Genomic DNA, 12,041 nt, shown 5'->3' with positions numbered 1-12,041 from the left:
CCAATGTCCAACACGCTCGCTGCGTGGCTGATGGCGCTCGCCGCCGCTGGCCTGCTGTACCTGTTCCTGCGCCGCAAGAACGACGACGACAACGACGGCCCGAGCGCACCCGCGCCGGTAACGCCGTGCGACTGCAACCACGCTCCCTGCTGCCACACCCAGGGCGGCCAGTCGAACCCCTACGCGCCGGTATGACCGACGCAAAGCTGCCGAGCCTCGTGGAGGTCAGGGACAACCTGATCCCCGCGGCGGCCCGGCTGCTCCCCGGCGTGGCCTTCACTCCCGAAGCGAAGGTCATGCTGCTCGCCATTGGTCTCCAGGAATCTCGCTTCGAGCACCGCAGGCAGATCAAAGGCCCCGCACGCGGCTTCTGGCAGTTCGAGGCGGGCGGCGGCACCGCAGGTGTACTCCGTCACCCGGCGACCTCCGCACGCGCCTCACAGCTCGTCTCCGCGCGTCTGGAGCGTCCCTCGACCGCTGCGGTCAACGAGGCGCTCGCCTCCGACGACGTGCTCGCCTGTGCGTTCGCTCGCCTGCTGCTGTTCACCGATCCGCGTCCGCTGCCCGCCCTGGGTAACCCCCAGGCCGCATGGGACTACTACGTCCGCAACTGGCGGCCGGGCAAGCCGCACCGTGACACCTGGGACGCGCTCTACGCGAAGGCCCTGGCAACCATCCGCAACACCTAACCGGAACCCATGAACTTCAAGACCATCTACAACCGCGCCAGCGAGCGCCTGGTGCGCGCCTACGAGCGCGCTAAGGGGTACGTAGCGCTACGCATTGCCCTCGCCTCGCAGTGGCTCCTGGAGCGCCTGCGCGAGACCTCCCGTCGCACCTACACCGGCTGGCTGTTCGTCGTCGTGTTCCTGGCGCTGCCCTACGTCGTCCTCGGCGGCCTGTGGGAGCACCTGCGGAATGCCGCGGAGCGCCTGTGGGATGACGTGAACGACATCGAGTGGGCTGCGTTCACCCCGAGCTACTGGCGGGAGCACATCAAGCAGTGACCACGCTGGCCTTTGACGGCCGGCTCGTTGCTATCGACTCGCAGGTCACCGCTGGTGATCTGCGGTACGAGGAGGAGAAGTTCTACCGCACCACCGACACCACCGGGCGCGACCTGGTGGTGTTCGGCGCGGGCACCACTTCCCACATCCAGCGAGCCGTGCGCGAGCTGTCGGAGGGATTCGACGAACTGACCAAGGGCGAGTACACGATCCTCGTGGTCGGCCTGCGGGACAACCCGGTGGCCTTCTACCACGACGGTCTCCCTCTCGACCTCCGGCGCGACTTCCTCGTCGCCGGTAGTGGTGGTGCGATTGCCCTGGCCGCCATGAAGGCAGGCCACAACGCGACCGAAGCAGTCCTCATGGCCTGCTCGACGGACCTCTACAGCGGTCCTCCGGTGCAGACCTACGACACGGTTACAAAGCGTTTCCTAAAACGCCGGACCTGAACTACTGGCGCATGGACGCGCCTAAACAGGAATGCCGATTTGGCGAGTCCTATCAAGGGCGCTCATGAGTTCTTTGATGCGGTACGGCTTCGGGAGAAAGGTCGCCCACTGGTGAGCGTCAGGGAGCTGCGGGTTCGGCACCCCGGACGCGAACATGTAGGGAATTCGGTGCGACAGCAGGTAATCGGCGACGGACATTGATGCTCCGTCCTGCGTCTGGATGTCTAAGATCGCCGCGTGAAATGCTTTCGCCTCTATGCGGTCGAATGCATCGGCAGCGGAGGCGACCACATCGACCTCGTAACCCTGCATCGCCAGGATTTCCTTCAACATCCCTGAGAGGTCAGGATCATCTTCCATGACCAACAACGAGCCGAGCCGACCCTGGCTGTATGCATCCGTAGCCATCGCGCGTTCTCCCACGCCTACGTTCCCCAAACGGTTCGTACCGTACACGACGGCCAGTTAAAAGACAGGAAACGACTCTACCTGAAAGTGAACAGTTCAGCTATCACGCCAATTCTTCATCCTTGAACCACCACATTACAGCCAAGACGACAAACCAAACGATCAGCGGGACGCCAATCGTGAATTCCACGAGTAGGCCTCTCATGTGCTCGTGCTGCGCGGCCTCAGTCAGTGCAGAATCCAGAATTGGCACCGCATCGGCCACCACGCTGTACGAGGTCGTGTCATCGTTTATGACCTCGCGGGTACGTTCGACCAGCTCCCGTGCTGCTCGAAGCTTCGCGTGCTGATATGCGGCGGGCACTCCAGCACAGACCAGCGAGAGGACAGTGACCAGCGCCGCCAAGCGAATGAGGAGGGTATTGAGCGATGCCATAGATGCTCGTTGTAATGTCTATGCCAACCGCTAAGTTTATTCGACCACGGAGCACTGGGAGGGCTTGACAAGGGTGCTATCATAGTAAGACCTAAGTATTACTCTAGCAGGACTATAGAGTTCTATTCATTGGTATTCACCATCAAGTAGAGCTACAGTTCTCCTATGCACTCCTGGGGTGTTCCTCTGTCCTCCTTGGGTGCCACTGCGGCGGACTAGACCTCCGTCCCATCCTTGATGACCCATAGCACCACGCCCGCACCAATCCAAGCGAGCGCCGGGATGCCCAAAGCGAGCTGGAGAAACAGGTTGCGGGAATTGCGGTTGCTGATGAGGTCATTCGTCGCGGCGTCAAACGTCCGCACCGCCTCATCAACCAACACCTGCGGCGAGGCGTCGTTCTCGATGATCTGCTCGTTCCAGGAACGCAACTCCTCAGCGCTCCTTACGCCGGTCTGAAAGTACGCGGCAGGGAGTCCTGCGAGCACTAAGGCCAGGACGGTGATCGCGGTAGCGGTTCTTATCGTGTATCGGCGGGCGTACATAACGTCTCCTCGAAGTGACAGAGGTGGTCGAAAGGTTTGCGGCAAATTTCCGAAGGAGTATCCAACTACTTGGAACGGCGCGATCACCCCCCGTAGGGGGTCGCCCCCTGTAGCGTAAGGCACGATGCGCCCCCTTCGCGTCACCTGCGGCGTCACCACCTCGGCTAACCTACTGATTCCAAAGGTGAACCACCGGATTAGGTATCCAGTGCCTAGGCAATCCCATGCGATACCTGGGCAACCTGCGGACATCCGCGCTCAAACGTTCGCGCCCCTGTCTGTCCCTATCTGTCTTTTTGCCCTGACCGCCACGCGCCCACCTCGGCACCACCTCGGCACACCTGCCGACCACCTCGGCACACCCTGCCCGGCCTATGCCCACCTGCCGCCCACCACGGCCAGCCAATGCGCCACCACGGCCCACGCAAGGCCCGCCACGGGCACCCCTACCGCCCCGCCTATAGAAGCTCCCCACGCGCGCGCTAGGCGCTCCCTGCGACCATCCAAAATCGTTGCCATCGGGGTATTGACAGCCATGCGGGGATTGATCTAATCTATACCCGTCGCCAGCAACACGGCGGCAGCGGAAAAGGCGGCGACAGACGTGCGACCGATGGATCGACAGCACCTAGAGCTTATCCCGCCAGCACTGAGGACTAGCCCCAAAGGCCCCTAAGCGCACCGCAGGTAACGTCCGGCTCAACCATCCCCCTACCGGGAGTGATTGACAAACCGGGAGCAAAAGGGCATAATGCCCACCATCGAACAACGGCCGCAGGGTGCGGTCGGGACAGTAGGAAAGGGGCAGGCAGGAGCGCCGCCCACGGCAGAACGCGGGGAGCTGGGAACACTAGCCGCGCCGGGAAGTGTAAGGGCCGATGAAGGCCGCCACGGATACCGGGTCACCGCCAGAAAGAGCGGGGCCATCTGTACGGGATTCCTAGGCGAGCTGGAGGCGCTCCCGGAAGCTGGCGACGGTCAGATTCCATGCCTTACGAGCATGAGTCTGACCGCCAAAGCGCCCCTACCGTTGTGATGGGGCGTTTTGGTGGTCCGATTCACTGGAGAGCAACCCATGACGATGATCCCGTTTGATATGACCGCCCGCGACTACTACGTGGCCGGTTGCATCCGCCGCGGCATCCGCGAGCACCGCGCCCGACTCAACGAGCGGGAGCGCCAGGCACACAAGAACCGCACCCAAGTTGCGCCTTGTCCATCCCCCGTTGTCATCTGATCCCCTTTCGTCAACCCGGTTTTCCACACCCCGCCGACGTGTGACGGCGGGTCTTTTTTGGAGCTACCATGAGCACCAATGGACCACTGGAGGACTTGCAAGTGCGCAAGCTCACCGCTGAGATTCGCAAGATCAACCGCGAGAGCGACAAGCTGATGATGGAGACCCGGTGGTATCCGCTGGTGGTCGCCACGGCCTTTGTGGCTGGCATCGTCACGCTGACCAAGCTGTTCCTCTAACAGCGCCCTACCCCAATCCCCCGAAGCCGCCGCAAGGCGGCTTTTTTGTTGCCCGGAGAAAGCTATGAACAAAATTCCTTCCGCCCTGATCGCCGCCGCTCTGCATGTGGCCCCCAAGAATGACGTTCGCTTCTACTTGAATGGCGTGCTGATTGAGTCGCACGCCGATGGTGCGATCATCGTTGCTACAGACGGCCACCGCATGCTTGTGGTGCGTACCAGCCTGCCGTGGGACATTGGCAAGATCATCGTGCCGCGCAATGCGTGCGAGCTGGTCGCCAAGATGAAGGGCGATGTCTATTTCAGCGCCGTGGGCGATGCCAGCCGGTTCAAGGCGGAGCGCGGAGGCCAGGCCATTGAGTTTGCTGCCGTTGATGGAACCTACCCGGACTGGCGTGCTGCGGTGTCCAAGCCGAACGAACTCAAGCTGTCCGGATTCGCGCCTGCCGTCCTCGAAGGCGTAGTGAAGGCGGCCGGTGTAATTTGCAAGGCATTCGGCGGCAAGGCCACTTCACTGATTCCGGTGACTGGCGGCGACGTGGCGGCCATGTTCGGTATTGGCGGCATCACCGATCCGAGCATCAGGTGCGCGTCTTTGATCGTCATGCCAATGCGCGACTCGTCATACCCGGAAGCCCTGTGCAGCGACGCGCTCCGCGCTTAACCCGAACCCATCAGCCGCCGCAAGGCGGCTTTTTTGTTGCCCGGAGAAAGCCATGAACCTCGACAACTACGCCCCCGAGAGCGCGAAGCGCATAGCCGTGGCGCTGGTGGATGCCGCCCTCGCCGCTGGTTACTCGCTCGGCGTCTACGACGGCGAAGAAACCACGGTGCGGCACAGCCGCGACCGGCAAGAAGTGTTGGAGGCCCTCGCCTCTACCGACCACGATCACCTGCGGTTCTACCGCCCGGACGCAACAAAGGCGGGGTTTGTGCTCCTGATTTGGGAGAACGGGGACGACGCCGCGAGCGACTGGAGCGACAACGACGAGACCAACGCGCTGGTGATGCCGGTGCTGCGCGGGCTGGGGGTGCTGTGATGGAACTGCGCACCTACGGAACCCGCAACGTGTTCCTGGCACAGCCGGGGCGCTATCACGAACAACTGGCGGCGACCGCGATGACGCCGCAGCAAGCCGAGGAGTTCGCCACCGTGGTCAACCGCGCAATCAGGGATACCGACTTCGACCCCATCGACCTCGCGCAGCTGGCGAGCGGGTGGACGTGGCCCGAGCCGATGAGCACCGCGCCGCTGGGCATTGAGGACTCCGAATTTCTTGTCGAGGTGGCGCGCATGCTGCACCGCCTCTGGCAGGAGGTCGGCGAGCAGTGGAGCGGCGTTTGGGCCTACGACATCGCCGACCCGCTGGGCGGGTGGCTGTCGAGGAACGGCATCAACCACGAGACCGCCGATGGCGTGGCCCGCGCCGAGCAGCAGGCCCGCGCATGGATCGCCGAGGGCATGGGAGCCGCGCGATGAGCTACCGCGAGGAGGACATCTTGTTCGAGACCGAAAAGGCATGGGTGCTGCGCAAGGGGCCGAACCATTTTGAGGTCTACAAAATCGGCCTCACCCACTCGACACGCCACGGCATTTTTCACAACATCCCCGGCGCACTGGATCGCGCCATCGAACACGCAAAGGGCCTGTCGCAATGAGCAATGACAACGAGCTGGCTGTACCTGCCGGTGACAAGCTGGTCACCCTGGGCGACCGATCGGTCTCCTACGGTCCCCGCCAAGAGTTCGACGGGAGCGTCGAGCCTTGCGCACCGATGGCCGCGCAGTTTTGGGGCGTCTACCGCTGGGCCGGTAAGGACCGCTGGTGGTGGATTGCCGACGTGGCCGACGAGGACACCGCCCGCGCAGTGGCCGCCGCCTACCTGCTGAACGTCAAGCCCGATTGGGCGCACTGACCGATAACCACCCCTGATCCCGAGGCCCGCCTAGTGCGGGCCTTCGCATTTCTGGAGCACACCATGCAAATCTACGTTGCCTGCCTTGCCTCATATAACGCTGGCGTCCTGCACGGCGAGTGGATCGACTTGGAGGGACGCGACGCCGACGACGTGCGCGATGAGATTGCCCGCATCCTGCGCGAGTCGCCGCACCCGAACGTGACCGTTGATTGCCCGGATTGCGGCGGTACTGGAACCACATACGTCCCCCGAGTATTCGGCGGGGCGGAATGCACGGCGTGTGGCGGAAGCGGCAAGGTCGCCAGCGCCGAGGAGTGGGCCGTCCACGACTACGACGACGTGTTCGGGGATACCTGGGGCGAGCACCCCGACCTGGACAAGCTGTGCGCATTGCAAGAGCGGCTGGACGAGTTGCACAACGACACCGAACGCGCTGCCTACACGGCCTTCTGCGACCACGAGGGCCTCGACGATGTGACCGTGGAGCAGTTCCACGAAGCCTACGTGGGCCAGTTCGATAGCTGGGCCGACTTTGCCGAGAACTATGTGGACGAATCGGGGCTTCTCCACGGCGTGCCCGACGCCCTCTCCCGCTACTTCGACTACGAGAGCTATGGCCGCGACATTCGGCTCAACGGTGACGCGTTTGAGGTGAGCGGCTTCTACTTCTGGAGCCGCTAACGCCGCTTCCGCAAGACCCTGCGCCAATACAGGTATGTGCGATGCGCCGGCACCGAGCTAGTCCACACCCATACGACTAGGTGAAGGGCCGTAATGGCGACTTCTACGCGGGGGTCAATCATCGAACGGTCCTTGGGGTCGGGAGTGGCGATCACGCCCTTCAGCCCTAATCATAAGGCCAATCTCGATATTTGGCACTCATTGTTCCATTTGTAGCACTTGCATAACAGGAGACTTACATATGCGTAACGCAGATTTCACCGCAAACTCGACCCTGGTGATCGTCAACGTGGCCCTCCGCGTCCACCAGTTCGGCCCGTTCTTGGTATTCGAGCGGGAGGTTTTGGTCCTGCATGAACGGACCTACGAGGTGCCCGAATGATTCGGACCATCAATTTCGACCATAACGAGAAGCGCGGCGCTCTCCGCGCGATGCTCGGCCTACTCAACGAGCGCGTCCAGTTCTCGGTCGTCCCCGAGGACTGTGGCTGGCGGGTGTCGTATCCGGTCCCACCCGCGGCCCCAACGGAGACCCCGCGGCCATGACTTCACTGCACCAGTCGGGATCAATCTCTCCCGTGGTACTTGATTCCTACGGACGCGCCATCATTGTGGCCTGTAGTCTGCCCGACGGCAGCGTCATGCTGTCGGGCTGCGCATCCGCAGACGACCAGGGGGGCGTTCTCAGTCTATGAGTACGGTGAGACGGACAATAGCCAGCGCGGTAGTCCGCGTAGGGCAAGGACTGTTTTTTGCATCCGTGGTCGGGGCCATTGTGACCCTGGCGGCGATGCTGGCACTACCGTTCTTAAAACACTGAAACGTAAGACCTTTTTGTGGAGCGCAGCCGGGGGTGGCGGCGCATTACAACGCCGTGAGCAGGGGACAGGACGGCCCCTTCGCAGGGCAGAAGTACCTGGACCTGTTCGTGAAAGCCTTTGGATATGAGATCGGAATCGACCCCTCCCCCACGCCTTGGCAGCGTGGTTTCTGGATGGACAAAATTGGCAAGAATGCCATCAACATTGGCTTGGGCCTTGTAATCCTTACATTGCGGCTCCAAGATAGACCCTGATGGTTTCCCAAGGGGGAACCATCCCCTTACGGAAAATGAGCGCACCATGAATCTCTCGCAGAAAGAACTGACGGCCATTCTCACAACCGCACTGTCAGCCTTCCGGGAAGAGATCGACGAGGACATCACCGCCACCCGCATCCTCACCCTACTCGCCGTTGTGGACGAGCCGGGCATTCAGCAGGTGGACCTTGAGCGCGTCCTCGGCGGACTCTCTCCCTCCGCAGTGAGCCGCAATGTGCTCGACCTGTCGTCTATCAAGCGTAACCGCGAGCCGGGGCCTGACTTCCTAGAGCAGCGCCCTGATCCCGCCTACCGCAAGCGCAACCTGATCTTCCCGACGACCAAGGCGCTGCACTGGCTGGCTTCGCTCGCAGAACGTGTCAACCGCAAGGTGACGGCGCGCGTCGCAGCCGCCTAACCCCCAACACCCCGTTGTGCCCCGAGGCCCGCCTAGTGCGGGCCTTTTTCATTTCTGGAGATACACATGGCCCTTCGCCTCAAAGGGACCGCGCCCAAGCCGGGTGCGCCCGATAAGCGCTACTACATGCTCGACGTGCAGGAGGGATACCGGCGCGTGCGCTTGTCCACCGGCACCCGCGACCGCGTGGCAGCCGAGCGCAAGGAGCAGGCGGTCCTCGACGCCCTGCGCGACGACCCCGAGATTGCAGAGGACGCGCTGCGGGAGCTGATTCGGGGCAAGTCCCGGTCGGTGCAGATGGCCGTGGCGAAGGCCAAGGTCCGCCAGCGCACCCTCAAGGACGCGATGGACGACGCGCTGGACGACCGCAACTTTTGGGGCAAGCTCCGGTCCATCGACACCGTGCGTACCAACTGCAAGGTGGTCCAGAGCTACCTGGGCGAGGAAACGCCCATCAACGACATCACGCAGGCCGCGGTCAACGACATGGCGCAGCGCATGCTCGCCGACAAGGCGGCTCCCGCCACCGTGAACCGCAAGATGCAGTGCCTCCTTGCCCTACTGAAACGCGAGAGGAAGGCCGGCCGGTTCTTGGGAGAGCTGCCCGAGTACAGCTTGGCCGACGAGAGGGACAACGCACGCACGTTCGTCCTGAACGTTGAGGACGAGGAATTGATCCTGGCGCGGCTGCTGGAGTGGGACACGCTCCCGAACGGCCCTGCCGGAGGGCACCCACGGGTGCGCGACGGGGCGGACTACCGCGACCTGTTCGTGTGCCTCGCCGACCTGGGCTGCCGCATGAGCCAGGCCATCGGCATCCGGTGGTCCGAAGTAGTCGATCAGGGCGGAAGGCTCCACGTCCGCTTCTGGCGGCACGCTACGCTCAAGAAGGGGCGTCCCCGCACCCTACCCTGCACCGCCCGTGTCGCCGAGGTTCTACAGCGGCGCAAGGACGCCCTGGCGGCCACATCGGACGGCCCCTTCACGATGCTCAATCGCACGCGCGCCGACCGGCTGTGGCAATGGGCCATCAAGGGGACACATCTCGCTTCCGAGAAGGAGTGCGTACCGCATGCGCTCCGCCATACGTGCGCCACTCGGCTGCTGCTGGCGACCGGCAACATCAAGCTCGTGCAGGAGTGGCTCGGACACCGCGACATCCAGACCACCTCAGCGGTCTACGCGAAGGTACTGGCCGAGCAATCGCTCCAAGGCATGTCTGCACTGGAGCAGTTCCGCCTCCCAGCCGCCTCGAACGGAACAGGTGACGTTCCGAGACAGGGATCAATTGCCAAAGCGGGAATCCAATAGGACAACTGACCGTCGCCAGCTTATTTTTCAATCACTTAGGCAATCTGTGCTCGGCCAGATGGTGCGAAAGGCGGGACTCGAACCCGCACGAGGTCACCCTCACTGGAACCTAAATCCAGGGCGTCTACCAATTCCGCCACTTTCGCGTGGCCGGCACAGGTGTTCATTGTCGCAGGCGGGGGCCGGAAGCGGAAGGCCTGCACAAAGCTGAATCCGTCACTCCGGGCGACCGGCCGCCGCCCGGAGTGACCGTGGATCAGTGCTGCTGAGGTTCAACGCGTGCCGTGTCGGCACCGTGCCCGGACACTGCGTCCACTTTGCGGATTTCAACGCCCCCGTCGCTGGTCCTGCGCAACTGCACCGCCTCGGGCCGGGTCACGCCTTCAGCTGGCGCCGTCGGCTGCATCTGCATCGCCTCACTGACTGGCGCGGCGGGAGCGTGCAGCGCATCGGTGTCGCGCTGCACGGTCTGTGCCGGGTCGCCGGGCTGGCTGCAGGCAGCGAGCGCCGCCAGCGCGAACGACAACAACAGCACCGGGCGCAGTCGATTGATATCACCCATCAGGATCGTCCTTCATGCATGCGCCATCGGCGCGGAAGAACCATTGGGTGCGATGCAGGACGCGATGCGATGAGAAACAGCGCACAGCATTGAAAACACTGATGACGCATGTGACCCCGGTTTCATCATCGCTTCAGTAGATCCACGCCATGCGTGGATGCGGCCTCCGCCTTCTCCACGCATGACATGGATCTACCGGCTTGGCGACTTGGCGCCCTCAGCCCGGCCACAGGCAAGAAAAAAGCCACTTGGCTGACCAAGTGGCTTTCGTCTGGTGGGCTGTCAAGGATTCGAACCTTGGACCTATTGATTAAGAGTCAACTGCTCTACCAACTGAGCTAACAGCCCGAAATCGGGGCGCGAATTATGACCCGATCCGCTCGGTGGGTGCAAGCACTTTTTTCAACATCGTTGAAACCAGCGCTGCGGTCCCGCTGCTACTGCAGAACCCCGCCAGGCGGAGCGCTTCAGCGCGTGATCCATCGAAATGATGGGGTCACACTTATAAGAAAAAAGCCACCTGGCGTACCAGGTGGCTTCCGTCTTGGTGGGCCGTCAAGGATTCGAACCTTGGACCTATTGATTAAGAGTCAACTGCTCTACCAACTGAGCTAACGGCCCGTGAAACTCAGACGCACATTGTAGCGTGCATTCTGTTTATTGCAATACCGTTTCGGCAGCGCCGATACGGTTGAATCAGTGGGGTGGCTGAGGGGATTCGAACCCCCGACCACCGGAATCACAATCCGGTACTCTAACCAACTGAGCTACAGCCACCACTGAAACTTCTGCTCCCCTGCCGATGCTGCCAGCAGTGGAACCTGATGCGTTGCGACCGGGTGGGACCAGAAGGCCGTCCCCTGAAGCGAGTCCGGCATTTTCCGGGAGTCGCGAAGGAATTGCAAGCATTTCTTCACATTGATGTGCCGGTCGCCATTCCGGCCCGCGTCGCGCTGCGCACGCGCCCGCCTCAGCGCCGATCCTCATCCAGCAGTGACTTGAACAGATCGGCCGACGGCATCTGCGAAAGCGGGATTTCCGCCATCTTGAACCACTGCGTCGGCGCTTCCGGATGGGGTCCCGACAGCACCACCCTGCCCTTCCCGTGGCGATACGACGCAGCCGCAATGTCGCCATTGGTGTAGCGGGAAATCACCTTGAACCCTTGGTCGCGTGGCGCCTTGGGCAGGTAGGGACCGTCCTGGAAGTACACCGTCTGGCGACGCCCGTCCCAGACGACGGGAATCACGGCATCGTCTTCATCCTGCACCGGGAATCCCGGCCTGCCGGCCTCGGCGTCCAGGTCCTGCGCCAGCAGGCCCAGATGCGATGCACCGGCCAGGTAGGCCCCCATGCACAGGCCGATGTAGGTTCCGCCTGCATCGACGAAACGACGGATGACTGCCGCCCCCTCTTCGCCCATCGCCGCCATCGCGGCGTCGATGTCCTGCCCGCCCCCCGGCTGCACATAGGCCCGGTAGCGCGACGTGGCCAGCGAATCGACATCGACGGCCTCGCCCGGGCCGACGAACACCACGTGATAGTCCGGACGCGAACGATGGATGGCCTGTTCGACGGCCTCCGAACACCCTGGGCAACCGGCCTCGCCGCGGTAGACCGCAATCACGGGGGCATTGGCGGACGCCTGCACGGCAAGCCCCAGGCCCATCGCCAGCAGCAGACAGCGCGATCGCGCAACGGTGTTCATCAAGGGATGGCTCAGCGCAGTCACCCCGGCATGGGGCAGGCCG

At 62.8% G+C, this 12,041-nt stretch carries 20 protein-coding genes and 4 tRNA genes; 15 read left to right on the top strand and 9 right to left on the bottom strand.

Annotated features, from left to right (window positions below):
• Positions 1–3 precede the first annotated feature (3 nt).
• Genes AC5P5X_RS14215 through AC5P5X_RS14200 form a run of 4 tightly spaced genes read left to right on the top strand, consistent with a single transcriptional unit; the run spans position 4 to position 1,456 of the window.
• Positions 4–195, top strand: a complete 192-nt coding sequence (locus AC5P5X_RS14215; RefSeq protein WP_005412390.1) for an LPXTG cell wall anchor domain-containing protein — start codon at positions 4–6, stop codon at positions 193–195.
• On the top strand, positions 192–689 hold the full coding sequence (locus AC5P5X_RS14210) for a hypothetical protein (RefSeq protein ID WP_065426719.1): 498 nt from the start codon (positions 192–194) through the stop codon (positions 687–689). Before AC5P5X_RS14215 ends, AC5P5X_RS14210 begins: the two co-directional genes overlap by 4 nt.
• 9 nt (positions 690–698) lie before the next feature.
• The gene (locus AC5P5X_RS14205) at positions 699–1,007 is read left to right on the top strand and encodes a hypothetical protein (RefSeq protein ID WP_005412388.1); all 309 of its coding nucleotides are present in this window, start codon (positions 699–701) and stop codon (positions 1,005–1,007) included.
• Positions 1,004–1,456: a hypothetical protein gene (locus AC5P5X_RS14200; protein WP_005412387.1), complete on the top strand. Its 453-nt coding sequence runs from the start codon at positions 1,004–1,006 to the stop codon at positions 1,454–1,456. The genes AC5P5X_RS14205 and AC5P5X_RS14200 overlap by 4 nt, the downstream gene beginning before the upstream one ends.
• Positions 1,457–1,477: 21 nt before the next feature.
• Here the strand turns inward: AC5P5X_RS14200 and AC5P5X_RS14195 are convergent, their stop codons facing one another.
• From AC5P5X_RS14195 to AC5P5X_RS14185, 3 genes are all read right to left on the bottom strand, one after another.
• Positions 1,478–1,879 carry a response regulator gene (locus AC5P5X_RS14195; protein WP_125899042.1) on the bottom strand — a complete coding sequence of 134 codons (402 nt, stop codon included), beginning with the start codon at positions 1,877–1,879 and terminating at the stop codon, positions 1,478–1,480.
• Positions 1,880–1,967: 88 nt separating this feature from the next.
• The gene (locus AC5P5X_RS14190) at positions 1,968–2,300 is read right to left on the bottom strand and encodes a hypothetical protein (RefSeq protein ID WP_043033726.1); all 333 of its coding nucleotides are present in this window, start codon (positions 2,298–2,300) and stop codon (positions 1,968–1,970) included.
• A gap of 215 nt (positions 2,301–2,515) precedes the next feature.
• The gene (locus AC5P5X_RS14185; RefSeq protein WP_032961796.1) at positions 2,516–2,845 is read right to left on the bottom strand and encodes a hypothetical protein; all 330 of its coding nucleotides are present in this window, start codon (positions 2,843–2,845) and stop codon (positions 2,516–2,518) included.
• A gap of 1,075 nt (positions 2,846–3,920) precedes the next feature.
• Here AC5P5X_RS14185 and AC5P5X_RS14180 point away from each other — a divergent pair.
• The 11 genes from AC5P5X_RS14180 (at position 3,921) to AC5P5X_RS14130 (ending at position 9,728) form a co-directional block, all read left to right on the top strand.
• Positions 3,921–4,082 (top strand): hypothetical protein, encoded by a 162-nt coding sequence (locus AC5P5X_RS14180; protein ID WP_154267699.1) that lies wholly within the window; start codon positions 3,921–3,923, stop codon positions 4,080–4,082.
• 68 nt (positions 4,083–4,150) lie between these two features.
• Positions 4,151–4,321 (top strand): hypothetical protein, encoded by a 171-nt coding sequence (locus AC5P5X_RS14175; RefSeq protein WP_004154558.1) that lies wholly within the window; start codon positions 4,151–4,153, stop codon positions 4,319–4,321.
• Between the two features lie 64 nt (positions 4,322–4,385).
• Positions 4,386–4,985: a DNA polymerase III subunit beta family protein gene (locus AC5P5X_RS14170; RefSeq protein ID WP_005412385.1), complete on the top strand. Its 600-nt coding sequence runs from the start codon at positions 4,386–4,388 to the stop codon at positions 4,983–4,985.
• Positions 4,986–5,037: 52 nt separating this feature from the next.
• Positions 5,038–5,361: a hypothetical protein gene (locus AC5P5X_RS14165; RefSeq protein ID WP_005412384.1), complete on the top strand. Its 324-nt coding sequence runs from the start codon at positions 5,038–5,040 to the stop codon at positions 5,359–5,361.
• Positions 5,361–5,801 (top strand): hypothetical protein, encoded by a 441-nt coding sequence (locus tag AC5P5X_RS14160; RefSeq protein WP_005412383.1) that lies wholly within the window; start codon positions 5,361–5,363, stop codon positions 5,799–5,801. Before AC5P5X_RS14165 ends, AC5P5X_RS14160 begins: the two co-directional genes overlap by 1 nt.
• Complete coding sequence (locus AC5P5X_RS14155; RefSeq protein WP_032961794.1) at positions 5,798–5,980, top strand: hypothetical protein; 183 nt, start codon at positions 5,798–5,800, stop codon at positions 5,978–5,980. Before AC5P5X_RS14160 ends, AC5P5X_RS14155 begins: the two co-directional genes overlap by 4 nt.
• Complete coding sequence (locus AC5P5X_RS14150; protein WP_032961791.1) at positions 5,977–6,237, top strand: hypothetical protein; 261 nt, start codon at positions 5,977–5,979, stop codon at positions 6,235–6,237. The genes AC5P5X_RS14155 and AC5P5X_RS14150 overlap by 4 nt, the downstream gene beginning before the upstream one ends.
• 63 nt (positions 6,238–6,300) lie before the next feature.
• Positions 6,301–6,921, top strand: a complete 621-nt coding sequence (locus AC5P5X_RS14145) for an antirestriction protein ArdA (RefSeq protein WP_032961789.1) — start codon at positions 6,301–6,303, stop codon at positions 6,919–6,921.
• 241 nt (positions 6,922–7,162) lie between these two features.
• Complete coding sequence (locus AC5P5X_RS14140) at positions 7,163–7,303, top strand: hypothetical protein (RefSeq protein WP_005412379.1); 141 nt, start codon at positions 7,163–7,165, stop codon at positions 7,301–7,303.
• 739 nt (positions 7,304–8,042) lie between these two features.
• A complete protein-coding gene (locus AC5P5X_RS14135; RefSeq protein WP_005412378.1) occupies positions 8,043–8,417 on the top strand; it encodes a winged helix DNA-binding protein in 375 nt (124 codons plus the stop codon).
• A 66-nt stretch (positions 8,418–8,483) separates the two neighbouring features.
• On the top strand, positions 8,484–9,728 hold the full coding sequence (locus AC5P5X_RS14130) for a tyrosine-type recombinase/integrase (protein ID WP_049417433.1): 1,245 nt from the start codon (positions 8,484–8,486) through the stop codon (positions 9,726–9,728).
• A gap of 59 nt (positions 9,729–9,787) precedes the next feature.
• Here the strand turns inward: AC5P5X_RS14130 and AC5P5X_RS14125 are convergent.
• The 6 genes from AC5P5X_RS14125 to AC5P5X_RS14100 form a co-directional block, all read right to left on the bottom strand.
• Positions 9,788–9,874: transfer RNA gene (locus AC5P5X_RS14125), tRNA-Leu, on the bottom strand.
• Positions 9,875–9,984: 110 nt separating this feature from the next.
• The gene (locus tag AC5P5X_RS14120) at positions 9,985–10,290 is read right to left on the bottom strand and encodes a hypothetical protein (protein WP_043033729.1); all 306 of its coding nucleotides are present in this window, start codon (positions 10,288–10,290) and stop codon (positions 9,985–9,987) included.
• Positions 10,291–10,562: 272 nt separating this feature from the next.
• Positions 10,563–10,638: transfer RNA gene (locus tag AC5P5X_RS14115), tRNA-Lys, on the bottom strand.
• Between the two features lie 197 nt (positions 10,639–10,835).
• A tRNA-Lys gene (locus AC5P5X_RS14110) sits at positions 10,836–10,911 on the bottom strand.
• A 79-nt stretch (positions 10,912–10,990) separates the two neighbouring features.
• A tRNA-His gene (locus tag AC5P5X_RS14105) sits at positions 10,991–11,067 on the bottom strand.
• 193 nt (positions 11,068–11,260) lie between these two features.
• A complete protein-coding gene (locus AC5P5X_RS14100; RefSeq protein ID WP_043033730.1) occupies positions 11,261–11,998 on the bottom strand; it encodes a BPL-N domain-containing protein in 738 nt (245 codons plus the stop codon).
• Positions 11,999–12,041 lie beyond the last annotated feature (43 nt).

It is taken from the genome of Stenotrophomonas sp. YJH_SMC_91 (genome assembly GCF_059368495.1).
The sequence above is the reverse complement of the archived record's forward strand: the minus strand, read 5'-3'. Positions and strand labels throughout refer to the sequence as shown.

Coding starts and splice junctions, on each gene's coding strand:
- AC5P5X_RS14215 (WP_005412390.1), top strand. CDS start 4: ATGTCCAACACGCTCGCTGCGTGGCTGATGGCGCTCGCCGCCGCTGGC.
- AC5P5X_RS14210 (WP_065426719.1), top strand. CDS start 192: ATGACCGACGCAAAGCTGCCGAGCCTCGTGGAGGTCAGGGACAACCTG.
- AC5P5X_RS14205 (WP_005412388.1), top strand. CDS start 699: ATGAACTTCAAGACCATCTACAACCGCGCCAGCGAGCGCCTGGTGCGC.
- AC5P5X_RS14190 (WP_043033726.1), bottom strand. CDS start 2,300: ATGGCATCGCTCAATACCCTCCTCATTCGCTTGGCGGCGCTGGTCACT.
- AC5P5X_RS14185 (WP_032961796.1), bottom strand. CDS start 2,845: ATGTACGCCCGCCGATACACGATAAGAACCGCTACCGCGATCACCGTC.
- AC5P5X_RS14180 (WP_154267699.1), top strand. CDS start 3,921: ATGACGATGATCCCGTTTGATATGACCGCCCGCGACTACTACGTGGCC.
- AC5P5X_RS14175 (WP_004154558.1), top strand. CDS start 4,151: ATGAGCACCAATGGACCACTGGAGGACTTGCAAGTGCGCAAGCTCACC.
- AC5P5X_RS14170 (WP_005412385.1), top strand. CDS start 4,386: ATGAACAAAATTCCTTCCGCCCTGATCGCCGCCGCTCTGCATGTGGCC.
- AC5P5X_RS14165 (WP_005412384.1), top strand. CDS start 5,038: ATGAACCTCGACAACTACGCCCCCGAGAGCGCGAAGCGCATAGCCGTG.
- AC5P5X_RS14160 (WP_005412383.1), top strand. CDS start 5,361: ATGGAACTGCGCACCTACGGAACCCGCAACGTGTTCCTGGCACAGCCG.
- AC5P5X_RS14155 (WP_032961794.1), top strand. CDS start 5,798: ATGAGCTACCGCGAGGAGGACATCTTGTTCGAGACCGAAAAGGCATGG.
- AC5P5X_RS14150 (WP_032961791.1), top strand. CDS start 5,977: ATGAGCAATGACAACGAGCTGGCTGTACCTGCCGGTGACAAGCTGGTC.
- AC5P5X_RS14145 (WP_032961789.1), top strand. CDS start 6,301: ATGCAAATCTACGTTGCCTGCCTTGCCTCATATAACGCTGGCGTCCTG.
- AC5P5X_RS14140 (WP_005412379.1), top strand. CDS start 7,163: ATGCGTAACGCAGATTTCACCGCAAACTCGACCCTGGTGATCGTCAAC.
- AC5P5X_RS14135 (WP_005412378.1), top strand. CDS start 8,043: ATGAATCTCTCGCAGAAAGAACTGACGGCCATTCTCACAACCGCACTG.
- AC5P5X_RS14130 (WP_049417433.1), top strand. CDS start 8,484: ATGGCCCTTCGCCTCAAAGGGACCGCGCCCAAGCCGGGTGCGCCCGAT.
- AC5P5X_RS14120 (WP_043033729.1), bottom strand. CDS start 10,290: ATGGGTGATATCAATCGACTGCGCCCGGTGCTGTTGTTGTCGTTCGCG.
- AC5P5X_RS14100 (WP_043033730.1), bottom strand. CDS start 11,998: ATGAACACCGTTGCGCGATCGCGCTGTCTGCTGCTGGCGATGGGCCTG.